This is a genomic window from Motilimonas sp. 1_MG-2023 (assembly GCF_030547455.1).
Lineage (GTDB): Bacteria > Pseudomonadota > Gammaproteobacteria > Enterobacterales > CBDFNC01 > Motilimonas.
Genome location: NZ_JAUOPX010000003.1, coordinates 126,364 through 152,831, shown reverse-complemented (window position 1 = coordinate 152,831; position 26,468 = coordinate 126,364). Strand labels below are relative to the sequence as shown.

The following is a 26,468-nucleotide window of genomic DNA, read 5'->3' as shown; positions in this document are numbered from 1 at the left end:
CGATTTATTAGTGATGATTCAACCAAAGCAAAACAAATGTTTAAGCATGTTCACAATTGTGTAGTTAAACAAACTTAGTGTTTAGTTACTTGTCTTACATCATTTTATTCATCATATAGTATTAAGAAGAACAACTTAGAGGGCGTTGTTGTGTGCCTTTGGCTGGTGGCTGGCTATATTGATGATGTTCCATTTGCTCATCAAAAGGGTGTTGCAGTAAGGCAAATAGCCGCGCAATTTCGTTATAGTCACCTTGCTCTGCTTGTTCAATGGCGGCTTGGGCCAAATGGTTACGCAAAATATACTTAGGGTTGTGACTTAACATACTGAGCTTGCGCGTTGAAGCTGGCATACTGTCTTGGCTAAGTCTTAGCATATAGCGATCAAACCACTCACTAAAGCCCCGTTGGTCTTCAAATAGATCATACATTTGTTCCGGCCCTACGGTGTTGGCGAGGCGGCGAAAGAAACAAGTGTAATCTACTTGATTAGCGGCCAGTAAATTAAACAGGGTTCGAATTAAATCGCCATCTTGCTCTTGGTGTTCACTAAACCCAAGCTTGCTTTGCAGTAGGCTGCGGTATTGGTGGACGAGTTGCGGTTCAAACTCAGCCAGCGCATCATTTAAGCTTTGGTTTGAAATGAGCGGTGTTAGCGCATAGCCCAAAGCAGATAAGTTCCACTGTGCTATGTCGGCTTGGCGATTAAAGGCATAACGTCCTTCGTAATCAGAATGATTACAAATATAGTCGGCTTGGTAGCTATCAAGGAAGGCGAATGGACCATAATCAAAGGTTTGCCCGAGTATCGACATATTATCTGTGTTCATTACCCCATGGCAAAAGCCAACCCCTTGCCATTGTGCGATTAACGTGGCAGTGGTGCTTATTACTTGTTTAAATAAGGCCAAATAAGGCTCTGGTTCGTTCACTAGGTGAGGGTAATGTTGTGCGATCACCGCGTCGGCCAACACTGGCAATAGGTGATGTTGATTACTGTGGTACAGATATTCAAAATGGCCAAAGCGGATATGGCTTTCACTGACTCGAACTAGGGTGGCACCTGTTTCTAGTCGTTCACGCCAAACAGGCTCTTCGCTGTCAACTAAGCAAAGGGCGCGGGTTGTAGCAATGCCCAGATGGTGCATCGCTTCACTGCACAAGTACTCTCGAATACTTGAGCGTAATACCGCTCGGCCGTCGCCCTGACGTGAATAAGGCGTTTTTCCTGCGCCTTTTAAATGTAAGTCCCAAATAACGCCATTATCACTTTTCACTTGTGCCAATAATAAACCGCGACCATCGCCTAAAGCGGGGTTGTAAATGCCAAATTGATGGCCTGCGTATTTCATCGCTAAAGGAGCCATGTTGTTGAGCAGTGTATTGCCTGAAAACAGTTGAGTAAACTTGTCTCGCTGTAGTTCATTGATATCTAAGTTTAATAATCTGGCGACATCGGTGTTAGCGTGTACTAACTTCGGGCGTAACAATGGCGTTGGTATGACTTGTTGATAGAAGCTATCGGGTAGTTGACTAAATAAGGTGACGTAGTTGAGCTGTTCTAAGGTGTTATTCATGGGCACATCACTAGCAACGTTCATTGCCCTTATCATAACTCAGTGGTGAGTTAAATCGACCCGAATGATGTAAGGATAGAGCATATGCTTGATTAACCAATAATTGATAACACGTTCGACTATTGCTTGGGTAATGGGGATGTCGCCTTTGCTGAGCGGCAGATAGAATATCTAAGCCGTTAAATGGGTGCATGCCTTGCGCTGATAACACAGTGACAGCGAAGGCATACCAATCGTGACAGGGCCGAATAATACCTTGTCCGGTTAATAATTCAGGATGACAAAAATGCGGGCTGAAGCCGTATTGCATGACGCGAGATAATGACTCGCCATGGGGCAAGCTAGCGCCAAAGTCCAGCAACACAATTTGCTTTCGCATCACTAAAATATTACTTGGTTTAATATCACCGTGATTAAAACCGAGTTGATGGCAATGACTGAGTGCTGTAGCCAGCTGGGACCGCCAATCAAATAAAGGGGCTCGATTTTGCCTAATCAAGTTTGACAGAGGCTCGCCTTTGAGCCAAGGCGTGAGCAAATAATAGCTGTTGTTTTGCTCAAAGCTGCTGATATATCGAGCTATGTAGGGTAGGGGAGCATTGGATAAATGCTTCAGAGCTTGAATTTCTCGCTGTAGTAATTGTTTGTCAGTTTGGCTACGGGCTAGCTTTATTTTTACCCAGCCATGTTGCGCATGCTCACCGACATAAATATTCGGTGTTAATGGGGTCGGCGCTTGCAGCCATGTCATGGTTGCAAGCGCTGTCGGTAGCGGATCTGTGATTGCTACTTTTAACATTTATAAGCTAGCGGGTAAGTGCAAGCGAGTGAAAAAGTCTGCCAAAAATGGGTTTGTTTGCTGGTCGGAATGTAATTCAAGCACCATCTTATATTGCTCATTCCTGATCTCTACCAAGCGAGAGTCACTGTCTGCCGGTAAACTGAGCAATTTAAACCAACTCCAAGGCCCTGCTACTTCTTTTTTAAGTACTTGAGCTTGCGGAGTATTCATCGTTACCGTTAGGTCATATTCCAGTTGTTTTGGGTCGGGCCAAGTAATTTGCTGCCATAAGGCTGGGCCGTGGCGGTAACGAAATAAACTTTGCTCGGCACTAATATCAAAGCGCGTGAGCTCAGATGACATGGTATGGGCTTTTAGGGTGAAGCTAAGACCAAAAGTATCCGGTCCACCTTGGTATAAAGCGTTTTGAATTTCTCTGGCAATCATAATCATCGGCCAAACCTCAGCATTTAAGGTCAGTTGGGTACGTGGTAAAAAACCAACAATCGCCGGCTCACCATTAGCAAGAGATGAAAATGCACTTAGCTTTTCGCTAATGAATTGCTCTAACGTGCCTTTGCTAGAGAAAAATTGCTGCACATTTTTAAGTCCAGCTTGCTGCTTTGCATTTGGATTAAAAGGGTAATAGGCCGCAATTTTTTGTTGATATTCACTGTAAACCAGCTGTTGCCACTGTTTGTTAATGTGTTGCCCAGCAAGACTGAGTAACATGCTGTTGCCTTGCTGGCACATGCGCTGAACCACCTTTTTAATTAGATCATTATGAGAGCTAGATAAGGTATAAAGTGCAGCTAAGGGATTTGCACCTTGTAACGGTTTAGCTAATGTTTCAAAAGCAAGGGAGTCAGGTGTCGCACTGTTGTAATAAGCACTGAGCCAGTCGTTAGTCATTGCGACCTGTTGTTGTAACTGATCCAATGGCGTGATCCCTTGTGGATCGGGTGCCAGTAATTGATGATAGTTTTGGAAGCTTAGTGCAATTTGACGGGCAATTTCTGCTTTATCCTTATCCATTGCTAGCAAATCTGCAGATAATTTATCGCCAGGCAATTTACTTGTCAGCGTACTTAAGGCCCCACTGGCTTGCATCTCAGTATTGTTTTGGCTTACGTCGATATAGGTATAGCGATGTAAGGTCTGATAGAGCTGTTGTAACGGGTTTTGTGTGGTGCTGGCCAACCGTTCAAAGCTGTTTTTCAAGCCGACATCACCTGCAAATGGTACCACTTTAACTTGGCTAATAAATTCGCGCCAAAACTGAATATATTCATTTTGATAAATGATATTAAGGTTACGACTGATGCGGTAAACCTCTAATGGGCTTGGTGACTTACCCGCGACCCCTGCATAATCTGCTAGTGCTTCTTTTAATAATGGAGAGGTGACGGATAAATCAAGAGCCTGAAATCCATTTGGAGTGAAAATATTAGGGACGAGGTAACCAACAAAATCTTGGTCAAAACGAAAGCTGCTAAAAAAGGCGCTGCCTAACTCTTTACTTAAATCGATACGTCGAGAAAATTGCGGCAAATGGCGAATGTGCTGGTAAATAAGTGCTTCTAAACCAGATTGATTGATCACTTTCGCCGCTAATAGTTGTAAGTCTTGGTTGGGGGACTGTGGGACCAGCTTCTGCTCAAACACGTCTTGGAGTAACACATTTAGTTGCGCTGTATTAATACTGTTATTTTCACTTTGCGCTTTTAATGTTTCCTCATAATAGTCGATTAACTCTCGGCTTGATGGCTTGTCTTTACTGAATAGCAACTTGTAGTTATTCATTATATTTAATGTATTTGGTTGATCTTCCAAATTAACGTAAACAAATAAATCTTTTTCTATAGTTTTTACCATTGACGGTAACAGGACTGCTTCAAGCTCTGCATAATAGGCGTCTTCTACTTGTTGTTTGATACTTGGGCTCGGTAACGGCAGTTTGCTATACCAAGGTTCAGGTTGTTGGTATAAATCGTAAATTTGATATAGGGAATAGAGGTTAGGCAAGTTTTCCGCCATGTTTTCTAAATCATAAGGAGCCGCCGCGATGGCTTCCTTATAGCGTTCAAGCAACAAATCAGCTCGCTCTTCCCTCATGCTTTGGAAGTCAAAATTGAATTTCAGTACAGTCAATAACCCGATAAATAGTAAGGCGCAGCACGTTATGTATGCGCCTTGGGTTAACATCCGGGTATTTTCTTTTTGCTTATTGACACCCACTAATGCCTGCTCAGGCAAGATAACATTGCCCATAAGGTGTTGTGCAAACAGGGTTTGCTTAATGGCTTCTAAGGGCGATTGATTAATCACTTCGTGGCCAAGCTCATGGGCCAATGTCGCGGCGAGTAAATCATGTTGCTTTTTATCATTACCGCCATGAATGAGATAATAACCGCGAAAGTGCAACGAACGATTAAGTTGCTCCTGGCGATAAAGGCGTTTGAAAAATAGCCACAAGTTTTGCTTTAGTAAGCCCAGTTGGTAAGGGGCGCTGGCAATGGCGTTGCGATAAAGTGGGTTGAGCTGACCAGCAATCGCGCGTGACATATTCGCCATTAATTGTTCAATTAGGTGGTTAAATGATTGGTCAAACCAGGTTGCGTCAATGCCACCATTACGGTTAACAGGCATGGTGGCACCAAATGCGTCGTCACGTTTGGTTTCCTCAAACGCGGAGAAATATTGACAGAAATCTGCTAACTCACCGATATCGCTGATTAAGTTATAGATGGGAAGGTTTAAGCCAAATTTTTGATTGAAAAATTGAATATGGCTGCGTTGTTGATCTGCCGCTTGTTGGATCACTTCTTTGCTAGCGAGTAGTTGAGAAATAGGGGTAGACAGCAATATGCCATTAGCCGCTTGGCTTGGTCGCCATTGATTTAGCTTTTTAGTGATAACATCCAAAAATTCGGCCTGCTGATCATCGCCTAAGCTAATGCTGATCAATATTGCACTTTCACTTAACCAAAACAGGATTGGGAAATCGATGTCATTGCCAAACTCATCCAATTTATAGGCTTCAAAGCCCATTTGACTGATCACATTTTTTTCGTGTTTGGGTTGCTCTGAAAGGTATAAATAAATGGGCTGATCGTAGCGACTGGTTAGGCGCTTTTTTTGTTTTTGCTGAGTGAGCATGCGATCAAAATGTTTTGCCAATAACTGACTTTGACGTTTAAGCACAGCTTGTTTTTGTTGTTTCTTTTGGGCAGTTTCTGGCGTGGTGCGCCACCACATGTAGCCACCATAAGCGCTACTTACAATAAATAAGATACTGATACTACTCCAAATTAGAGGGTGCTCAGTTAAAGGAATTAGCCAAATAAGCAGGCAAAGCAGCACACTTAACACGGTGCTAGTAATAAGGCTGATGAGGAGTTTTTGGCGATTAGTCATGGCTTATTGGTTACCTAACATACTATTGATTATTGCTATTCTGAGCTTGAATGATCATCGCATTCACCCCGTCATGTTGTTGATACCAATCCTTTATTTGGTTGGCTTGCTGCTTGCTATCGGCACGAAGCACAACGCGATAGTATTGCTTATAGGGTTGCACATAAGGCTGGTAACTCGATGGAGAGAGAGACTTAGTAAATGCTAAGGCACTTTTTCGCCTTGAGAAGGTGGCAAGCTGTACTAGCCAGTCAGTGTCTAACAGGGTGTTTGAAGAGCCACGTTTTGGGGCACTGGTTAAATCTTGGTCGGTACTAATATATATAATGTCATTTTGCTGACCCGATACAATGTAGCGTGGACTATAATTGGTCAGTCCTATGAAATCACGCGCTCGCTGCTCGGTGGTGTTTTTGTACCAAAAATGCGCTAAGCCGATGCTGGTTATGATTAAGCCACTAAAGAATAAAGTCGTTAGAAAATAGCGCTTACGTCGACTAGGGTTACGCACTTTCGGTAAGGTTGCGTTGAGTTGACAACGTAACCCTGTGACTGGGCGATGTTGATGCATTTGCAGCTCAATTTCATGCATAAAAATCGCTAATTGATCGGCATTGGCATCGCGATATTGACCTTTAAAGCCAATACTTAAAAATAAATAAATGATTTCAATTAAATCAATTAATTTACTAGGTTGACGCAAGGCCTTATCTGCTACGGAATAAAATAGCTCGCCGCCATTTCGCATGCCAAACAACTCACTGAGTAAGGTCTTGTTCTCCCATTTGCTTTCTTCTCCCCATGAGCTGTATTGAATGAATTCATCCAGTACCACTGCAAATAAAAAGCACAGTTTGTCGATAACGGCAACGGGGTAGGTAAGCTGCGCGCCGCGTTGCTTTAACTCATTTATTTGCTCAATAAGATGACGGCGAAATTCAGCAATATTATCAGGTGCAGGCAGTTGTGACAGTTTTAGTACTAGTCCCAGCAGCTCACTACTAATATTTAACAGCTGATTTTCTGATTTATCAAAATGGCGCAAAAATTCTATTTGGCCAATATCGTCTTGAACCAAAATCAATGAATGGCCGATCTCGTCAATGCCTTGTTCCGCCGACTCTGTTTGAGTCGATTGTTTATTTTTAACTTGCGTAACTTGATCTAAAAAATCCATCGCCATACCTGATTATTTTAATGCGTATAGCACAACATCAAGAGTAGGAATGCGAGCATCAACATGAAGCGCTAGGGCATCACGATTGTTGAGCATTTCTAACCATAATGGATGCTGGTCGTTTATTTCAAAATAAGCCAAACCTGGGCTTGGCCTTAACTCACTCGGCGCCACTGGAAGCGGGTGTAGATCAATGCCCGAAAGAGCATTGCGCACGAGTTCGACAATGCGGCCATTACCACTAAGTTTAGCGGCAACAGGGAATAGCTCGTTCAGCTGGTTTGCATTTAAACTCGATTTTACAGTCAGTATAAAGCGTCGGTTTTGCAGTGCTTGTGGATCTTTTATTAAGGTGCGCAGTAAACGACGTTTTTCAAACAAGCTTTGATCCCAAGTAAACTCTATGACCGAATCTTGTTGAACTAAAGTGAGCATTTCGCGCAGGCTAGCAAACAGTGGGTTAAAGCTACCATATAGGGCATCAAGCTGAAGCGGCGGACAAGCTGGCGCGGCGGCGGGTTGCAAGGCCAGTAGTTCAGCTTGAAAACGTCGCAATTGTGCGTACAGCTCGTAAGTACTCAGGTTTGGATTATTCAAGGTTAATTCAAACCAAGGTGTCCAGCTGTTTAGGGTTTGTAACCAAAGGTAATCTTGCATCAGGGCTTGGCCACTCTTTTGTTCTTGGCCTGCTTCGATACGTTGCAATAAGGTTTTTACGCGATGGTTTAGTAAGGCATTTATCTCTTTTACCCGCTCGATAAGAAATAAGGCTGCGCCATAATGCAGTGCCGCTGGAATAAAGCTGCGGTCTAATATGACTTCGCCTGTTTCACGACATTCTAAAACCTTGGTGAGGGGTAAAGTGGTAAAGCCAGAAAGATCTTCGCCTGCCATTTTTAAACGCAGATTAAGCTGAGCGACATCAATTTCAATGCTGGCATTTTCATCGGTGGAGTTATCAAATACATTGACTCCTTGGCTTAAGTAACGACTCTGATCACCCTCACTGTGGCCATAATCATTATTCCCCTGTAGCGACATGGGAAGCGCAAGCAAAATACCTTTGTCGATAGTGTTGGGTGCAATATCGATCACGATTTCGTGATTAAGTTGAAATGGTGTGCCATCTGGAAATATACCGGCACAACTGGTGACGGAAAGTTTACCCATTTTCAATAGGTCATGATTAATTGTCAGCTGAGTGATGCCATAAAACGGGGCGTAACCGGCTAAGGTCTCCACGTTTTGACGGATGTAATGCTGCAAATATCGGTCTTGCTGCTGAAAGTGCTGGGGAGAAATAAACATCCCTTCTTGCCAAATTACTTTTTTGTAGGCATCCACGGCCAAATTCCTTGTAATAAAATTAAAACACTGACCACCAAGGCTTTTTCTTTTCTTGGCTAGTGAGTAAGACGGTATTGCCTGAAATATTTAGAAACAGACGTTGCTCAGCGGTTTCCGGTAAGGCTATGACAGTGCTGGCTTGGCTATCTTGATAGTTAGCAAATTCGGCAAACACCGCAATAAAGCGGCTGTCACGGTGAATGTCTAAGGTCATACTCAATTCCCTCGCCGGTAGAAAGGGAGCAAGCAGCTGTTTACTTACTAAATCTTTGGCCAACACTTGATTATCATTGTGATACAGCTCGATATAACTGGCTTGTTTAAACGCTTGTTCGTCTCGCAGTTGATAAAGTCGCAGTACCACAGGGTTGGCATCGTTATCTTGATAAGGATTGATAAGTCCATCACTTGATAGCGTTAATTGAAAGGGGGTTGCAATTGGCTCTGGGGCTGATGAGCATGCGCTAAGCAACCAGATACCTATACTAATGAGTAATAGCCGCATTATTTTTTCATTCCTTGTTTTTGCATATTTTCCATAAACAGGGCTTTAAACTGACGGCGATAATCCCCTTTGTTTTGGCGTTTATTAAAATGAGAACGGTAGATCCGCCAATACTTTTTTTCTTTGTTACTAAACAGGCCACCACTAACAAAATCGGCAAATAAGCTTTCAAGATGGCTAGGTGAAAACTCATCGAGAAATTGATCGAGCGTTTCTTCAAGCACTTCAAATAGCATTTGATGCTGTAACTGAGGATTTTGCAAAAAGCGTTGATTTTCTTCGGTCAGCGACAGCAGTTGATCCACGCGCTCGGATAAATTGTCTTGCTCTGCACCTTGAATTGGGAAATATTGCTGACTGGCTGGCTCTGCATTATTCTCTTTTTGACTACTGGTGATATTGTCAGACGCTGTGTCCGGAGCTAAGTAAGCTTCATCAGGCATTTCATCTTGACTAAAGTCTGCAAAAGGGTCTGAGTTAAAGGGATCGTCGCTAAATACGCCTTGAGCTGAAAATAGATGTTGTTCCGTGTTGTTACTGGCATCTGGGTTAGCGTCCACTTGTTCTAGAAAATCGATGTCATCATCAGCCAAATCTAATGCAAAAGGATGACTAAATGGGTCACTTTCTTCCGCTTGAGTGGGGGCTACCGTTGGGGCACTATTAAGCGTGCTGACTAGCATAGTGTAATTAACTACTTGTATTACGTCGCCATCATTTAATAGGTAAGGCCGACCCTTTAATATCTTTTTATCATTGATGAGGGTTGCATTCGTGCTTTTATCGATAAGCTGGTACCCCCCGTTGTGTAGTGATATTTCAGCATGTAGTCGCGATATCATCTGGCTATGGTCTGGTAAAAATACATTAGCGTCGGGAGAGCGTCCGATGGTGCCGCCATTGGCGGGCAGGTGCACGACTCGGGCAGATAAGGTTTCTTCTGCTGGAACTTTAATTAGGTGAATACTTAAGGTCATAACTTATTTCTCACAAGACGACACGGCAGCATTGAAATGCCCTAAAAAGTCAGGATACTGCTTTATAAAGTGATTAGAAAAGTACACGCCCATAGAGAGGGTTTCGACTAATTCCGATTGAAAATAATCCGCCTTTAGTCCGGCGTCTTTTAAAGTATGTTTGAATACTAGCTCATCTTCCAAAATGGCATCTATTTCTCTATTTTTTAATAGTTTTAATAAGGTTTTCGCATCCCTTGGCTTTTTCACTACGTTGTAGCCACCTCGTTTTAATTCAAACCATTTGTTGCTGCCAAATTTGGCTGATACCCGTAAATCTAATTTGATTAAGGAGCTAGGCAAAGGTTTAACGCCGGTGGCAAAATACCAACTGATACGTTGCTGGGCGATGGGAGTCGATAATGTTGCGTATTCATCGCGCTCTTGGGTTTGAGCAGCAACAAAAAAACCATCTTGTTTTGCACTTTGTACTGCAAGCTGAGCTTTCTGCCAGCTGGTCATGGTGAGTTGGTAAGGTTGACCTAGCTTGCCTAAGGCGCATTTTACCTTGTTGAGTGCCGTACCACGCATTTCACCATCTTGATACACTTGGTATGGCGGCCAATCCTGTGTCGTGAGCATCAAACGGCTGGGCCCAGTCGCAGCCCAAGCAGTCGTCGGTAAGCTTAGTATTAATGTTAATCCACTCATGTGGAGTATAGTTTTGCTCAGGGTTGATATAGCGAGTACTCCATTCATCTTATTTTCCTATTACTTCCGCAATTTTTAGTACTGAAATAGGCGGATAGTAATCTAATGATCCTGCGGCACTTAAATTAACGATATAGCTATATTGGCTGAGCCCTTCAATGGCTATCTCTGTTGGTTGGTAGCGCTTGCTTAAAATTTGTTCGGCTTTAAATCCGGCAAATTGACCAACACTATAATAGCGTCCCACCACGCCTAATAAAGCTTGATGATCACGAATAGGGGTCTCGGTTGCAGAAAAGGTAGGGATCCCAGCTTGATGAAGTTGTTCAATCACAGATTTCCCTTGAGTAATAATAAAAGAATCAGGCGGTAAATATGCCATCTGGATCCGGTGTTTTTTCATTAGTTTAGCAATATGTGCAACTGAATTGGGATCCGGTTTACCGTCTACGACACTCAGTGAATAGGAAAAAATTGATTTTTTATATTGCGCGCCCATTTCCACCATGTTTTCGGTTACTAAAGATGAGTTACTTTCCAATGGGTTAAAGATAACGCCGATACGATTGATATCACCAAGCATGTTAATGGTATTGAGTTGAGTGGAAAGGGGAACAATGTGGGTGACTCCTGTGAACAGCTCATGACCTTGATCGAGCTTTTCTGTTAATTGTGAGCCCACAGGATCCGTTACCACGCTAAATACCACAGGAGCAATTTTTTGCTGTGTAAATTCACTTGGAGCAAAATGGGTACCTAGCAGTGCTAAGGTGATGGTAGTGCCAAACGAGTAGACTAGATCTGGTTTTAACTGAGTTAACTGCGCAATATTTTGTTGTAAACTTGCTTTGTCGCCATTGGCATTAAGCAAGGTAAAGCGCACGTCGCGCTGGCTTTTCAAATAATCCATGAAGCCGCGTTCGGCGTCAGTTGTGCCACGCCACAGTAACATCACGACATGACTAGGCTGAGCCCAAGTCACAGGGCTTAAGACGAGACCAAAAATAAAGCTGGTTAATACGAGAATACGCTTCATTTACCTTGCTCCAGTTTTCTTTTATCAAAGCTATCAAATATCATGAATAAACTGATCAGAGCTAACGAGCTGGCCAGCAACACTAGGCCAAATGCGATGATCGTTTCGTTAAAGCCAAATAGACTTAAGCATAAACCGGCCAACAGTGGACCAGATACATTGCCTATGCGTTCGGTTAAACGAAAGATACCGATGATTTTCCCCTTATCTACTTGGCTAGAAAGTGAGCGTTCTACAATTAAAGGAATTTGCGGTGAGACGCCGATGCCGTGGGCAATGCCGATAGCGATGACTATCGCTAATAGCCCCAGAGGTCCAGGCATGTAATCGATGCTAAGTAAAGCAATGGCGGAGAGTAGTCCACCAATAAAAACAAAGGTTAATTTGCTTTTGAGCTTATCGACTAATATTGCACTAAGCGGTGAAATAATGATGATGGCTAGTCCATAAGCCATCATAATACGGCCTGATGCTGCGCTGCTTTCGCCTAGATGTTTAAGGTAAACTGGGCAGATGTAATATAAAAAACCCGTGAGCACAATTTTTGCCGGAATAGCGCTAAAGAGCGAAATTAGAGCAAAATATTTATTGCTAAATAAATATTTAAAGTCGTTAAGTGCGAGGGGCTTTTGGCTTAAATTAAGCTGCTTTTGTTTTTCAAAGAACACAGTTACCAGTATCACGCTGGCGATGGCCATTAATGCTGACAGTAAAAAGGTGGCAGAAAAGCCAAGTTTTTCCGCTAAAATGCCACCAATGGCAGCACCGCATAATGAGCCTGAGAAAAACGCCGACAAGAAAGTGGCCATCCCCTTAGTACGGTTATTATCATCTGTAGTATCGGAGACATACCCCTGGGCAGAGATAAACACGATACCGTAACCGACGGCAGTGAAGGCGCGAATGATGATCAATTGCGGTAAACTTTGTGCCAGTGCGGTAAATATTAATCCCAGTGCGGTAATCACGCCGCCAACGATAAAGGCTTTTCGACGGCCAACTTTATCAGACCAATAACCTGCAAATGGCAAGGATATCGCCCATACCAACATAAATAGTGAAATAGGCAAACTGGTGATGAGCGACGGTGATATCCAACTACTTTGAAATTCGAACGAATTTACAAAACTCGGGAAAAATGACAGTGAACTAGCCTCAGCAAACACTAATAGAAACAGAGGAAGACGTACAAAACTCAACTGTTGCTTGCTGAGGACTTCAGCCTTTTGGTCTTGGGATATTTTATCCATTGCTTGGTTAATGCCGTGTTGTAAGCGGCCAATTTCGTCATTGGCACTGATGTAACCGCGGCTAGAGAATTGCTCTCTAATGGCTTTGTTGAGCATTCTTTGCAGTTGTCGCCATGGTGAAATAATGGTGAACGCGCACAGAAATAGCAAAATTTCGGTGACCACTAAACAAGAAGCAATCAGAATTGTGACCATATCTAACAGGCTTTCTTTGAGCATGTTAGTAATGGTATTGCCATCACTGATTATTTTTATCGACGCTTGGTTATTTTGCAGTGGTACTTGGTGAGCTAAAATATTTTTTTGCTCAATGGGTAGACTTGGGTATTGCAACCATATTGTATTTTGAGCCGTTAATTGTACGCCGAGAATCTCAGGATGGTTATCGGTGTAAAAGGCGAATTCTTGCTCTAGGCCTTTTAATTTAGTCAGTGGTACGCCGTAGCTTAAAACTTGGTTGATTGTTTGACTGAGGGTATTGGCGATAACCTGAGATTTATATTCGAGTTCAGGCTGATATTGCTTTGCAAAATAGGCCATTGATTGATAGGAGGAACCAAGATTACTGAGTACCGTTAAGATAAACGCAAGGCCTAAAATTAACCAAGGAAAGCGTTTAACTTTAAAGCGAGCAAATTTAGTCGTTTCTTCTTTCGACAAAATGTTAAGGTTTTTATTAGCGTCGAATAGATGCTGTTTTATTTCGTCACTGGAAAGCTGTTCTACATCTCCTAATGCTGCAGCTGCGCGTTTCACGCGACGTAAAATACCTGACAAGATAAATTTTAAACATATAAAGCCAAACAAGGTGCATCCCAGTACCCAAATCGCCCCATAGTAAAATTGTTGCGTACGCAGAGCTGCTTGTTTGTCATTCAGGCGCTGACTATCGTAATAAAGCGCTAGCTGACCCTCTAGTTGGTTGAAAGCATTATGAATGGGCAGGCTGAGTAATCGGTCTTGTGCTTTAGGTGGGTTACCTCCTTGAAACAATGCATTGCCTTGGGTATCCCTCACTTGAATAGAGGTGATGCCTGGCACTTGTTGTTGCTGTTTGATGAGTAAAGTCTCAATATTGTTGATGCTGGCAAGGGGAAGCCCTAAGCCAACGGTATTATTGATGGTGTGATGGGTCTCAGCCAGAATAATTTGATAAACAGAGTCTGATGTTTGCGTCAGGCGCTTCTCAAAATTAATGTAGCTTAACGTGCTATTTAGACTAACCGAGAACAGTAGTACCATAAAAATGGCAAAGGCTAATTTGCTTCTTAACGACAGCTTTGACAGCTTAAAAAACAATGATTGTAACAAAGTTGCTTATCCGCCGGTGTTGGCCGGCGGCTCCCAATTAATTAATCGTTAATGCGAAGTCAGAGCCATCACTGGCTACCGAAACTTGTACATGATCGATACCTTGGGCCTGACTCAAGCGGGTAATGCACTGTTCGGCTAGTCTTGGCATTAATGAGCGATTAATAATTTGCTCTACTGCGCGCCCTCCTGTGGTTGGGTCTGTATTTTTTGCTACTATGTAGTCAACAAATGCTTGATCCCAGACAAAGCTAGCTTGGTATTGGCTGGCCAGTTTTTTCTTGATCCGATTTAAGGCTATGGCGGTAATTTTGCCTAACTCTTCATCATTAAGCGGGTAATAAGGAACAATTGTGGTTCGACCTAAAAATGCCGGCTTAAAGTAATGCTGTAGATCTGGGCGAATTTGTTCAAGTAAGGCATCATTATCTAAGCGATTTTCAGCTTGGGCGCAGGCATCGCAAATGGCTTGGTCGGCTGCATTTGACGTCATGATGATTATCGTGTTTTTAAAATCGACGGTGCGTCCTTCGCTGTCTTTGATATGGCCTTTGTCGAAAATTTGGTAGAACAAATCATGTACACCGGGGTGCGCTTTTTCCATTTCATCCAGTAACAGTACCGAATAAGGATTCCGGCGAATGGCTTCAGTTAAGACGCCGCCTTCACCAAATCCGACATAGCCTGCAGGAGAGCCTAGTAGCATTGAAATCTTATGCTCTTCTTTAAATTCGGTCATGTTGATAACGGTCAGATCATTACTACCGCCGTATAATTGCTCTGCTAATGCCATGGCCGTTTCGGTTTTACCTACACCACTGGGACCACACATTAAAAATACACCGATTGGTTTGCGATTATCGGTTAAGCCCGCGCGGGAAATGCGAATGCTTTTGGCAAGCTCGCTTTTGGCCACATCTTGCCCGATCACACGTTTGTCCAGCTCAGCTTCAAGACTTAATAGTTTGGCTATTTCATCGCTCATCATGGCCCCGGCAGGGATCCCCGTCCAGTTGGCGATCACTTGAGCGATAGTGTTGTCATCAACCATGGCATTGACTAACGGTTCATCACCTTGAATCTCGTGTAGCTGATTAGTTAACTCAGCCATTTGTTGCTGCAAGGTAGAATTGTCTTGATTCGATTCAGAATTATTATGATTGTCACCAATAGCTTGCTGTAAATCTTTAATCTGTTGAACTAATTCAATTTCTTGCTGCCATCGAGTTTGATATTTTTCTAGCGCTATTTGTTGCTCTGCAATGTTTTGTTGCAGCGCTTCTATTTCATTTTTGCCTCGGTTAAAGAGGGCGTGCTCTTTTTCTAATGCTGCCAATTCATTTTGTTGATAGCGAATGGTTTGCTCTAACGTTTCAATCACTTCAGGTTTTGCACCTTGGGTGAGTGCAATGCGGGCACTGGCTGTATCGAGTAGGCTAATGGCTTTGTCTGGCAATTGACGGCTAGGTAAATATCGAATGGATAGATTCACTGCGGCATCGATGGCTGATTCGGCAATAAAAGCGCCATGGTGCTTCTGTAGCGATTGAGCGATGCCACGTAACATTTGCATGGCATCGGCGGCGCTAGGCTCTTCAATACTCACCACTTGAAAGCGACGGGTGAGAGCGGGGTCTTTTTCAAAGTATTTTTTGTATTCCGCCCAAGTGGTGGCGGCAATGGTTTTAAACTCGCCGCGCGCTAAAGCCGGTTTGAGTAAGTTAGCGGCATCATTTTGACCCGCAGCACCGCCCGCACCGATTAGGGTGTGCGCTTCATCGATAAAGACAATAATAGGCTCAGCGGAGTTTTTTACTTCATTGATAACATCTTTTAAGCGGTTTTCAAATTCACCTTTTACGCTTGCACCAGCTTGTAATAAGCCTAAATCAAGAGAGTGAATCTGCACATCTTGCAGTGCGCTTGGCACTTCATTAGCGGCGATACGCAACGCTAAACCTTCCACTACCGCCGTTTTACCTACGCCAGGCTCACCGACTAAAATGGGGTTGTTCTGTCGCTTACGGCACAAGATGTCGATGGCTTTGCGTACTTCAGCGTTGCGCCCTGATATAGGGTCGATAAAACCGTCTTTGGCTTGTTGCGTTAAGTTAATGGTGTATTTACTGAGTGCTTCTTTACCTGCTGGCGTGGTATCCGTCATTTCACCTTGGGTTCCCGCAGTAGCATTGCTTGCACGGGTAATGGCGGTTTTGTTGATCAAAGCCTGCAGCGACTCGAGGGAAAGTTGTGCTAACGATTGCAGTTTGCAGCTTTGTACGCCCATGACATTTTGTTGTAGCAAGGCTTGAATTAAATGCAAGCTAACAATTTGGCCGTGGCCGTAGTTAACTGATGCGATCATCCAACTGTCTTTAATCAGTTCGGTGAGGGCATGACTTAACGTGGGTTGCCCTTCATTGCCTTTAGCAAAGCGCTCGATCAAGGACAATAGCTCACTGACAACCGCGTCTTGATTAATATTTTGACTGGTAAATAAGCTATTTAGCTTAGCATCGTTTTGCTGAATTAATTGCAATAGCCAATGCTCGGTTTCTATCGCTGGCACACCTTGGTTCATGGCTGCGCCTGCGGCAGCTTCCAGTGCTTGTTTTAAGTCACTGTCGAGTTTACTAATCAGTTTTGTTAACGCCACTTGTGTCATGCTATTCCCTTATTATCTGGTGTATAACGCGGTTTATTTAAGTCAATCGTTACTGCATCAAAATATGGACGACTTTATCTGGGTTTCGTTCTGGCGCGAGGCAATCTACCTCACCTAATTTCGCACCTTTGTTTGGATTACTTGAAAGTACAGGGCGATTTAGATAAGCCCTTTTTACACTTTGGTAAATTGAAACGGGCGTCATATCCCGCAAAAAGTGGCTGATCATGGTTGCCATCGCACGAGTTAATTGCTGATCTTGTTTGATTGCGAGAAACTGTGCGCGGCTATTAGGCTGTATGAATACTTTTAAGTGGTTAAATTGGCTAATACAGGTTTTGCCCATTAAAAAACCTTGGCCTAACAGATTATTTCTTGGCGAGTGAGCACTCAGTTTGGACAGTGCATCACTGGGCAATTTACGTCGCTCAAAGGTGTTGATCCTGACGTCGATATCGTACGGGAAGTAGTCATTGAGTAGCTGCTTTAAAGTGCCTAAATGGCGGCTCTTTTGTCCCATCAATAGGCTGTAACGAAACCAAGTATTGTTGGCCAAACCAGCAAATTGATGAATGTCTTGTATTGCTTGTGCTTTTTGCTCTGCAGCTAAGATCAACCAAGTGCGAGTTTCAATCTGATGACGAATTTCAAAATAGCGTTGGTTAAAAATGTCGAGAAAGTCTTTCAATGCATTATCATCTTGATGCAGGGCATTGAGCATGGCGCTGTAAAGGTAATCAGGGAGCACGCCTTTGACCCCAGAAAGGGCGGTTTTCGCTAAAGTAATATGCACCCCTGTTGATTGCCATTCTAGCGCTTGTACTTCACGGGCCGAGCCCGTTGGCATCACTTCGGCGTGGTAATGAATGTCCACGGCTTGACCAGCTTGTTCGGCCATGTTTTGTAATAAGCGGATCACTTGTACAAAGTCATACTGGTTGGCGTGCTGACTGAGTTGCTGGCCGAGAGGTGAGTTTAAAAACATAACTGACTGCCGTGCACTTTATCAAACACCTTAACCGCGCCATCTTGACCGTGTAGCTTAATTTTTAACTGAATATAGCGGTCGAAGCTGCAAAATTGTTGCAAAAAACCATTTAATAAGTGTGCAAAAGCTAAGTAATGCTCACTACCATCTAATGTCACTTCAATTTCTGTACCGGCTGCAAATATATTTTGTCCCATCACACGTAAGCTCGATACTTGAGGTTTGAATGTCACCTGTTTAATTGTTTCAATTCGTTGGCCATCTTGACTGGCTCGGCAGCACAGGGTGAGCATTTCTTTGAAGCTATCAGTGGGCTGTTTACTTTGTAATAAACTATGAAAGTTACTGTGCAGTAAACCAACAAAGCGCCAATGTAAACTGGTATCAAGCTCGGGTAAAATGGGTGACGAAGGGGGTTGCAATAAGTGCAATTCTCCGGGTAAATCTATGTTTTCTAAACATTCGAAAGCGCCTGTTACACTACAAGCTAAATTACCGTTACTGCATAACAACTGACTGCCAATGATTTTCTTGTTGGTGGATTTGGTAGGGGAAGTATCGCTAATGACTAACTCAACTTGTTGCAAAGCGTTATGACGCGCTTGCCAATAGGTAGTGGTATTGGGCTGGTGATATTGCTCACCAAAGAGTGGTGTTAGGGGTTTTTCACCTTGAGCATGAATTTCAAATACTCGTTCCACATCAATAATTGCCACTTGGCTGTCGTGATGGGCGTCAGCCATAATCGGCAAACTTAATGTTTTATGCTCGTAGGGGATCGGTTCACCACGTTGACTAAACAGGTTAATGGCGGGGATTACATTTAGTTTGAATACATTATTATCAAACAGACGAATAAATTCCGCTGGGATCGCACTCATAAAAAAATTAAGGACTAAGGTCGAACTTTGTACGCTTTGACTCAGTTGATTAAAGTCTTCTAGGCGGAAAAACTGCGCCTTCTCTTTAAAACTAAAGAACTCCCTAAGCTGCTGAAACCCCTCAAACTCATTGCCTGTTTTATGTAAAAAAGAAAAATGACTGTCAGTAAGTCGATTGACTAGCTTACTTGCAGGCACTTGTTGATGTTTAAGTTGCTGTTCATCGGAGGCTGAAATCAGTAACGTTTTTCCGAGTAGTAGCTCAATTAAAGAGTCAGCATGTTGTTCAAACCCTTGGACGAAAAGTGCTAGTTGTGGCAACTCTAATTGACTAAATAAAGTGGCTTCATCGGTGGTTTCTAAGGTTAATTGAATTACGGCATTGGCTTTTTCCGCTCCCTCTGGACGCTCGAAGTTAAACGGTGCGCTAAAAGCTTGTACTTTATTAAGGCTAATAGGGTGAATGGTTAAATCTGCCACAGTGCGAAACAAGCACTCTTGTCCCTCTGCATTTGCGGCTAACGCACTGCCAGCCGGTAGCAAAACACTCTGGGTTAGCTGCGCAGGATCGGCTTTTAGGTTTAAATAGGCGACACTGGGAATAATTTGATTGTAGCTGGGGTAAAGCACACTCAATAAACCATCGATAACCTCGGGCAGCTGTGCACTTATCTGTTGTTCGGTTTTAGCATTCAACAGTGCCACGCCATCCATTAAACGGGCGAGGCTAGGATCATTAATTTGACCTTGATTGATATCTAGCTGTTCACCATGACTTGGATGTTGCTGGGCAAATTGGCCTAATGAGCGACGCACAAAAGCGAGCTCTCGCTCATAATAACGTAATAGGGTATCAGACAAGATCTTCATCCTCTAAAGTCGCGCTAAGATCGCTAAGCTTGATTTTGGAATCAAATACTAACTCCTGTAAGCCGGCTTCGGTTCTGAGTTCGGCGAATAGGGTAAAGCAAATTGCGTTTTTAGATTCATCTCGCTGTTTGAGCTCTACACTCACTTTATCAAGCCTTGGTTCAAAGGTTTTGATCCAGTGCTCGACTTGATATGCGAACTGTTGGTTATCCAAATTAGCTTGCAGTAGTTGCATATCTTCGATACCAAAACGCATACTTGATGAGCTAACTTGTTGGAAGCTATCGTCGATTAGCATGAGTGGGGCTTCACTGGTTAATAATTGGCTTAAATGGTAACGCACGGATTCCACTTCGCGTTGACTTGGGCTAATACCGTCTTTGGTGTTGATGAAGGTTTGCCAGAAAGACATTAGCTGGCCTCTGCTAAATCAGTGGTTAGCACAACTTCACCACTGAAATGATCAAACTGATACTGCGGGATGAGCCTTAAATCACAGTACAGCGCGCCAACTTCATCGCCTGCTTCTCTTACTGTGACTTTCGCATAGCGTAGTGGGTATTTGGCTAAGGTTGCTTCATCGGCATAATCAACATTACTAGAAAGCTTTTCAATCCAGTTGGTTAGGTAGGTTTCACATTCTTGTGCACTATTAAAACTGCCAATCATTTCACGCACTTGCACCTTGAGATAATGGGCAATACGACATGAAATTAAAGTGGTTTGTAGTTGCGTGAGTACTTTGTCGTTGTCCGATTCGCCTGCTTGCCAAATAGAATTGTTACCATTAAAAAAGAACTTATTGGTGAGAGGACTTAAGCTCATTGGAATAAAGCCTTGCTGGGCATAGAAATTCGCTAGTTCGCCGAACAAACGTACATCTGGCTCGGGCTGTTTAAGTAATGCTGTTGCGATGCTTTCTTCGGGTAAATTGATTACCGCTCCTTGATATTTATCAGGCCAACGTGATTTTAAAAAACCAAACCAATTTAGGCGGTGATATTCGCGTAAAATGGTGCCAGCAAAAGTAAAGGCGGCACTGCCCCACAAGCTAGCGGTACCTTGGTTGTAAATAAAGCCAAGACCATGGTTTTTATAGCGTTGACGAAGTTTAACGCGCGGCATTGCCAAGCAAATAAAGCGACTACTTGAGTGTTTGCGTAGCTTTTGCCACGCTAAGTAATCAGGACCATTGAGCACCTTGTCAATACGTTGGGTGTCTGATAACCAATCGGCTCCCTGTGCCGCGAAAAAGTCCAACGCAGGTGAAAATATCATTGGGCATAAACAGGATTCACCTAATTTTGCGAGTAACTCTAAGGTATAAATGTCGTCAAAATCACTGTCAAAATCGATGTCCATACTAATACTGTGAGCAAAAACAATGCACCCAAAAGGGTGGCCCCCTAAGGTGTTAAGTTCTTGATTCGCTATTTTATTGTATAGTTGACTCAGTTTAATTGAGTAAGATTGATTTAGATCGCTAGAGGTTTCAGCCCAACTCATGTCGAGAAGCTTTACTTGTGCACGGCGATAGTTAACCGGTAGATGCGTTAAGTTATGTAGACTTAACCAATTTGCAGCCATCGCCTTATACTCTGGCGCGGCTAAAATAGCATCAAGCTGTTGCGATAGTTGTTGATCTATTGTGGTTATTAAGCGGCTTAAAAAGCTCATAAAAGTGCTTTGATTTTTAAGGGCGCTAGGAAATAGCTCAGATACCAAAGACAAAGCGTCTGTTAAAAACCCTTGGTCATTGCTATCTAAATGATTGAATTTATATTGCCAGTCTGGTGCTAACTTCATATATAAAATGGCCAGCATAGCCGGCCATACTCTTAATTAACGTGGGATCTTAGCAACCATTCGAACTGAGGTAGTCAGCTCTTCAAGTTGTAGCCATGGGCGTAAATGGGCGATAGCAGAGTAAGCGCCTGGACGGCCGGGTTGCTCTACCACTTCGATACGAGATTCCGCTAGCGGGGTTTTAGCACGTTGCTCATTACCAATAGCACCTGAGTTGGTATATTGATCAATCCAAAGTTGTAGTTCACGTTGAATGTCAGGGGCTTCTAGGTTAGAGCCTAGTTTATCGCGACCCATGACTTTTAGGTAATGGGCAATGCGACCACTGGCCATAATATAAGGTAAGCGTGCTGAAATAGCCGCGTTTGCCGTAGCATCAGGGTCGGTGTAAGTTTTTGGCTTTTGAGTAGTTTGGCCACCAATAAACACAGCATAGTTACTGTTTTTATAGTGCACTAGGGGTAAAAAGCCTAAATCACTCAGTTCTTTTTCACGTTCATCGGTTAAGTTTACTTCCGTTGGGCACTGCTGCAAAATGTCGCCCGCATCGGAAAGATAGGTAAGGTTTGGTAGATTTTCTACTTTACCACCGTTATCTAAACCTCGAATTGAAGTGCACCAGCCAGAGGCGGTGTAAGCTTGTGTCATTTTCAGGCCTAAGTCATAAGCGGCATTTGACCAAACTAGTTGAGAATTATCTTTCGGTTTTGGGTTACCGGCACTGTCAGTAGCTAATTCTTCATATGCAAAAGCATTAGTGGGTAAGCCTTTTTCACCATAAGGTAAGCGCGCTAAAGTTCGTGGCAATGTCAGCGTTACATACCGAGCATCATCACTTTCACGAAATGAGTTCCATGCAGCATAAGCAGGTGAGTCAAAACCAGCAGCAACAGGCTTACCTTCATTAAATGTTGAAAAACTATTAAATTCAAACATTTCAGCGTTCGCTGCGGCAATAAATGGGGCATGACATGCAGCGGCTACTTCACCCATGTAACGAAGTAGGGCAACATCTTCATCCTTGGCACTAAATTCATAATCACCAATAAAAGTGCCGTATGGCTCACCACCTGCAGTACCAAATTCGCCTTGATATAGGGAATTAAAAAGCGGGCTACGGTCGATAGCTGGGGCATCTTCAAACTGCTCCAATAACTCTTCTTGAGAGTAATCAACCATTTTAATTTTAAGCGAGCGGCCTAAGTCACTTTCTTTAACCAATTTTTGCAGGCCACGCCATGAACCTTCTAGTTTCTGAAAATCATCTTTTTGCATCACTTCCGATAGTTGATGCGACAAGCGTTTATCAATTTCGGCAATGGCATTTTCGATGGTTTTAGTAACGTTTTTGTCCCACGTTACTGTTCCGGCGAGTGCTTGTTCGGCCAGTACAGAGAACAGCTCTTTGGTGGTGTCTGCTGGTGTTTGCGTAGTGGCTTCGATAGCGCGGTCTAGAAAGCTTAAGCTGCCTTCTGCTGCTTCGGCTTGTGTTTGCGTTTGGCTTTGTTCTGTCATGGTTACGCGCCCTCCTTGTTAACACCTAGCTCTGTAGAGAGGGCATTAATGGTGTCAGCACTTTGTAACACTTCCTTTAGCAACTTCTCTAAATCACGTGAGCGATCTGCTTTAGAAAGTAATACTTTTAACTGGTTACGAGTTTCAACTAATTGCTTTAATGGCTCAACTTGTTCAATAATGGCTTCAGGCTCAAAGTCTTTGATTGAGTTGAACTTTAAGCTTGCTTCAAATTGACTGTTATCGTTTGCCAGCACGTTATCCACTTTTAGACTCAGTTCCGGACCTACGCGTTTCATAACAGTATCAAAGTTGTCTTTATCGATGTTGTAATAAGTGCGATCTTCGAGATCTTCCTTATCGGCTTTATGGCCAGAATAATCACCAATTACACCAACTACAAACGGCAATTCTTTGGTCTCAACGGCGCCGTTTGTCTCAACGTCATAGGTTATACTTACGCGGTTTTTACTAACGCGTTTATGCTGTGAGTTAAGTGCCACAGGCTTTCTCCTTTGTTATTTAGCAGTTGATGTCACTTTAGCTGTTGGTGCATCAAAGCCAACTTCAGGACCTTTCTCGATCTTACCGCCATCAGATTCAATATAGTAAGCTTTAGAAATCTGAGTGTAAGTGAGAGAAAAAGATTCCGCAGGTAATGAACCATCGCTACCAGACATGTTATAGCTAGCCATACGAGCTTTTTTTAAGGTTAAAATAAGGTAAGGATCGGCGCCAGAGCCCTCACGGTTAGGTTTGGTCATTACAATTTCAATGGTTTTACCTTCCGCACCTGGGGCGTATAAAAAGCTTGTTAAGTGCGCAGATGCGCCATCACATGAGCGAGAAACACTGACTTCACCTAACGCAACCATACCTTGGTCGCCATTGTTCGAATTACCTACGTCGATACCGACACCACGAACCGCGCCCCATGACACACTATCAATCGCGAAGAAGCCGTCTTTGCCGCCGATTTTTTCTACGGTTGCTGCACCTTTAGGGGTAACACCGTCAATTCTCATGAAAATTGAAGCCATTTTAATCTCCTTGGTTTATTTAGCTGTTGTATTTGTCAAATTACTACCAAGCAAAATCGGAAAGGCCCGAGTTGCTATTTGCTTGGGGTTCTTGCTCTGCTTGCTCGTCGTTATCTAAATTATTGTGAGTTAAATCTTCAATATTAGAAGCCTGCCCTGTAGCCAATTCCGTTGCGGCAGGGGGAGTCGGGACCGGATGAACAGGTGCAACCCCTTGCTGGCTTTCTCGCCTGCTTGGATTAGGCGTTTCAATTGTGGGGGGCTGCGTAGGCGTCGTCATAGTACGTTCTACGTCTGAAGGCGTGATATTCAGCTTTGGTAGTGGGATTGGTTTATTTTTGTCTAACCCTGTCAGCATGTTAATTTGATCCGTTACGTGACTATTATCACCGACCATTTCAGCAAGTAACTCGGGTAAGCTAAGGTAACCCCAACGGATAGCACGCTCTAGTAATGATGCGACTGGGCTATGTGGCTCGGTCGCACGAAAGTAATCAGCGATTTTGCGTAATTCACTAAAGGCATGATCGCGATTTAAGATCTTTCCTTGTGCCAATAGCCCTTTGATATCGAGCGCATTGTCCTCATTAAACGACGTTTCAACAGGCCTTGGTGTTGATACTACGTCTTTTGCGTCATCGGGGGGGGCGATATCTGTGGTGTTTATAGACGCTTCAGGAAGTGGTTCATCTACTTGTACGTCAAGGGGCCAAGGCTGTATTTTATCGCCGACTAGGTATCTAATGCAGTTAATCAATTGCTCAAACAGCTGCTTAATGAATTTAAAACTAAGTCCTTTTGCTCTGTCTTGCTGGCATTTCTCATGCAGTAATGTTTCTGCACTTTCCAGTGCTTGCATGGCTTGTCCGAGGGCGATTAAGTTTTCATTGGTCTGTTGATCGAGGGCTTGATGGGCTGATTCTTTCAATTCAGCTAAGTTTCCCGCGCGCTCGGCAGCAAGATATTGGCTGTAGTTAATATCACCGATCAGTGGTTGCATCAGCAGTGGCATATAAAGAGAGCTGCTGTCTTGGCTTTCTCCAATCAACTGCAGTAACGGTTTTGTTCTTAGCTCGGCCCATTCTTTTTTTTGTTCAGCAGGATCTGTCGACTTTAGTTTTTCAACTGGTGGCATAGGGTGTAAGTGAGGCCAATAATGTTCAATCCATTGTGGTAAAACAGCTAAGGCTTGAGCCGTGTTAGCCAGTGGCTCACGAGAAAAAATTTGTGCATTAATGAACCAGCATAAAATCTCTAGATCTTTAGACTGAGAGCTAAGAGTTTGGTGGGTTATATCACTTAATTCAGACCAGCTTTGTTGATTAGCTGCGACTTTCGCTTCATCAAACGTGGCGCTGGGATCTTCAACCAGCTGACGGAAACTTGAGAGTGCGCTGTTGTAGGCATTTCTGAGAGCTCGAAATGCACTGCGGTCACTTTTAAGATAGATACCACATGGATTTTGCTCCGATAGGGGTAAAATCAAGTCATCCATTCTGTTTTATTTCCCTTAAACACTTTCAATCACTATTGATAAGGCCTTTGGCCGTGATGATATGTTAATACTGTTATCTAATTGTTTTTATTATGAGTAGTAGGAATGTTTACACATTTCATTAACATTAGATGTTAGCAGAGAACTTTGACAAAGATGTTTAATTTTTTGTGCTTTTTCTCTCATATGCTTAAAAAAGCATTAAGTCTGTATATATTTCGATCTACAATCTTTTTATTGCTTATTAGCCTCCAATTAAAACCGTTGGCATTCCCACAACTATTGTTCCACCATGAGCGGTGGTGTCGCCCATTCTTGCAACAGGACGGTTACTGACGAGTACTGTCATACTACCTTTGACGATTGAATCAGGAGGGCCAACACAAACGCACATATCACCCATCACTGCCGCCGGTATATTGCCAATTAATACATTGGGTACACCTGGACCGACTACCGGTCCACCAACATGGGGAATGGGGGGAACAGCTGGCGTGAGCATAGGGCAAACATGCATTGAGGTAAGTTGTGCCGCCGGTAAACTCATAAAGTATCCTTTTTATTTAGCTGGGCTGCTGGCCATTGCCGCCGTTGGCAATATTAATGGCTGTGGCAGTGGCTTGTTGATAATAATTTACTTGGCCTTGCCAATCCGGTAGCGCTGCTGCCATGTTAACAGCGCCTGCTGTTGCTTTAGCATATAGGTGAGGGTCTGGCATCACGGCGGGTAACGATGGCGCTACGATACTGCCACTGCCATTCCAAAATACGGCTTGTAACAACCAGCTTGGGCCGCAATTCAAGCTCATTTTATTCAGCATTAATTCAATCCGGCGACGAAGTACCTCATCTGGTTTTTTTACCCAGCTTTGACACAACTCTATAGCTTGTATTTGATTGGGGTGCCAGTCGTTGTTACGTAAGTTGAGACACAAGCTCGCCCACCAAATTGATTCTCTTACCGGTAAGCCATGGGCGATAAATTGCATCAAATCAAAGTGCAGTCCTTCTTTATCGAGTAATTCTATTGTTTCGAGAATTCCCAATGGCTCGGTGACTAAGGCGTGAGCCTCATCGCTGGCAGTAAAGCAAGCTAGTAGCTGTTGTCCTGTTTGATACGGAATTTTTTTTAATGACATAT

The 26,468-nt window shown here is 43.3% G+C and carries 21 protein-coding genes; all 21 read right to left on the bottom strand.

The window, feature by feature from the left end:
• Nucleotides 1-121: 121 nt before the first annotated feature.
• The 21 genes from Q4519_RS02735 to Q4519_RS02635 all read right to left on the bottom strand — a co-directional run bounded on the left by Q4519_RS02735 (nucleotide 122) and on the right by Q4519_RS02635 (nucleotide 26,466).
• Nucleotides 122-1,600, bottom strand: coding sequence for a YdiU family protein (locus Q4519_RS02735; protein WP_303509242.1), 1,479 nt, complete (start codon nucleotides 1,598-1,600; stop codon nucleotides 122-124).
• Nucleotides 1,587-2,375: a protein kinase gene (locus Q4519_RS02730; RefSeq protein WP_303509240.1), complete on the bottom strand. Its 789-nt coding sequence runs from the start codon at nucleotides 2,373-2,375 to the stop codon at nucleotides 1,587-1,589. The genes Q4519_RS02735 and Q4519_RS02730 overlap by 14 nt, the downstream gene beginning before the upstream one ends.
• Nucleotides 2,376-5,774: a type VI secretion system membrane subunit TssM gene (gene tssM / locus Q4519_RS02725; protein ID WP_303509237.1), complete on the bottom strand. Its 3,399-nt coding sequence runs from the start codon at nucleotides 5,772-5,774 to the stop codon at nucleotides 2,376-2,378. It lies immediately after the preceding gene.
• Between the two features lie 22 nt (nucleotides 5,775-5,796).
• A complete protein-coding gene (icmH, locus tag Q4519_RS02720; RefSeq protein ID WP_303509235.1) occupies nucleotides 5,797-6,951 on the bottom strand; it encodes a type IVB secretion system protein IcmH/DotU in 1,155 nt (384 codons plus the stop codon).
• Nucleotides 6,952-6,963: 12 nt separating this feature from the next.
• On the bottom strand, nucleotides 6,964-8,295 hold the full coding sequence (gene tssK, locus Q4519_RS02715) for a type VI secretion system baseplate subunit TssK (RefSeq protein ID WP_232801858.1): 1,332 nt from the start codon (nucleotides 8,293-8,295) through the stop codon (nucleotides 6,964-6,966).
• A 22-nt stretch (nucleotides 8,296-8,317) separates the two neighbouring features.
• Entirely contained in the window at nucleotides 8,318-8,803 is a 486-nt protein-coding gene (tssJ, locus tag Q4519_RS02710; RefSeq protein WP_232801859.1) for a type VI secretion system lipoprotein TssJ, read from the bottom strand.
• Nucleotides 8,803-9,780, bottom strand: coding sequence for a type VI secretion system-associated FHA domain protein (locus Q4519_RS02705; protein ID WP_232801860.1), 978 nt, complete (start codon nucleotides 9,778-9,780; stop codon nucleotides 8,803-8,805). The genes tssJ and Q4519_RS02705 overlap by 1 nt, the downstream gene beginning before the upstream one ends.
• 3 nt (nucleotides 9,781-9,783) lie before the next feature.
• Nucleotides 9,784-10,470, bottom strand: a complete 687-nt coding sequence (locus tag Q4519_RS02700; protein ID WP_232801861.1) for an ABC transporter substrate-binding protein — start codon at nucleotides 10,468-10,470, stop codon at nucleotides 9,784-9,786.
• A gap of 49 nt (nucleotides 10,471-10,519) precedes the next feature.
• On the bottom strand, nucleotides 10,520-11,506 hold the full coding sequence (locus Q4519_RS02695; protein WP_303509225.1) for an ABC transporter substrate binding protein: 987 nt from the start codon (nucleotides 11,504-11,506) through the stop codon (nucleotides 10,520-10,522).
• On the bottom strand, nucleotides 11,503-14,067 hold the full coding sequence (locus Q4519_RS02690; protein ID WP_303509222.1) for an MFS transporter: 2,565 nt from the start codon (nucleotides 14,065-14,067) through the stop codon (nucleotides 11,503-11,505). The genes Q4519_RS02695 and Q4519_RS02690 overlap by 4 nt, the downstream gene beginning before the upstream one ends.
• Before the next feature lie 37 nt (nucleotides 14,068-14,104).
• Complete coding sequence (gene tssH, locus Q4519_RS02685; RefSeq protein WP_303509220.1) at nucleotides 14,105-16,732, bottom strand: type VI secretion system ATPase TssH; 2,628 nt, start codon at nucleotides 16,730-16,732, stop codon at nucleotides 14,105-14,107.
• Between the two features lie 49 nt (nucleotides 16,733-16,781).
• Nucleotides 16,782-17,717: a type VI secretion system baseplate subunit TssG gene (locus tag Q4519_RS02680; protein ID WP_232801865.1), complete on the bottom strand. Its 936-nt coding sequence runs from the start codon at nucleotides 17,715-17,717 to the stop codon at nucleotides 16,782-16,784.
• Complete coding sequence (tssF, locus tag Q4519_RS02675) at nucleotides 17,708-19,462, bottom strand: type VI secretion system baseplate subunit TssF (protein ID WP_303509214.1); 1,755 nt, start codon at nucleotides 19,460-19,462, stop codon at nucleotides 17,708-17,710. Before tssF ends, Q4519_RS02680 begins: the two co-directional genes overlap by 10 nt.
• Nucleotides 19,455-19,883, bottom strand: a complete 429-nt coding sequence (gene tssE, locus Q4519_RS02670) for a type VI secretion system baseplate subunit TssE (protein ID WP_232801867.1) — start codon at nucleotides 19,881-19,883, stop codon at nucleotides 19,455-19,457. The genes tssF and tssE overlap by 8 nt, the downstream gene beginning before the upstream one ends.
• Entirely contained in the window at nucleotides 19,883-21,277 is a 1,395-nt protein-coding gene (locus Q4519_RS02665; protein ID WP_303509212.1) for a type VI secretion system contractile sheath large subunit, read from the bottom strand. Before Q4519_RS02665 ends, tssE begins: the two co-directional genes overlap by 1 nt.
• Before the next feature lie 36 nt (nucleotides 21,278-21,313).
• Complete coding sequence (tssC, locus tag Q4519_RS02660; RefSeq protein ID WP_303509209.1) at nucleotides 21,314-22,792, bottom strand: type VI secretion system contractile sheath large subunit; 1,479 nt, start codon at nucleotides 22,790-22,792, stop codon at nucleotides 21,314-21,316.
• Between the two features lie 2 nt (nucleotides 22,793-22,794).
• Nucleotides 22,795-23,295: a type VI secretion system contractile sheath small subunit gene (tssB, locus tag Q4519_RS02655; RefSeq protein ID WP_232801870.1), complete on the bottom strand. Its 501-nt coding sequence runs from the start codon at nucleotides 23,293-23,295 to the stop codon at nucleotides 22,795-22,797.
• A 15-nt stretch (nucleotides 23,296-23,310) separates the two neighbouring features.
• Nucleotides 23,311-23,832, bottom strand: a complete 522-nt coding sequence (locus Q4519_RS02650) for a type VI secretion system tube protein Hcp (protein ID WP_232801871.1) — start codon at nucleotides 23,830-23,832, stop codon at nucleotides 23,311-23,313.
• A gap of 43 nt (nucleotides 23,833-23,875) precedes the next feature.
• Nucleotides 23,876-25,327 carry an ImpA family type VI secretion system protein gene (locus tag Q4519_RS02645; RefSeq protein ID WP_303509202.1) on the bottom strand — a complete coding sequence of 484 codons (1,452 nt, stop codon included), beginning with the start codon at nucleotides 25,325-25,327 and terminating at the stop codon, nucleotides 23,876-23,878.
• A gap of 244 nt (nucleotides 25,328-25,571) precedes the next feature.
• The gene (locus Q4519_RS02640; RefSeq protein ID WP_232801873.1) at nucleotides 25,572-25,874 is read right to left on the bottom strand and encodes a PAAR domain-containing protein; all 303 of its coding nucleotides are present in this window, start codon (nucleotides 25,872-25,874) and stop codon (nucleotides 25,572-25,574) included.
• A 16-nt stretch (nucleotides 25,875-25,890) separates the two neighbouring features.
• Nucleotides 25,891-26,466, bottom strand: a complete 576-nt coding sequence (locus Q4519_RS02635; protein WP_232801874.1) for a Twin-arginine translocation pathway signal — start codon at nucleotides 26,464-26,466, stop codon at nucleotides 25,891-25,893.
• Nucleotides 26,467-26,468: the final 2 nt, after the last annotated feature.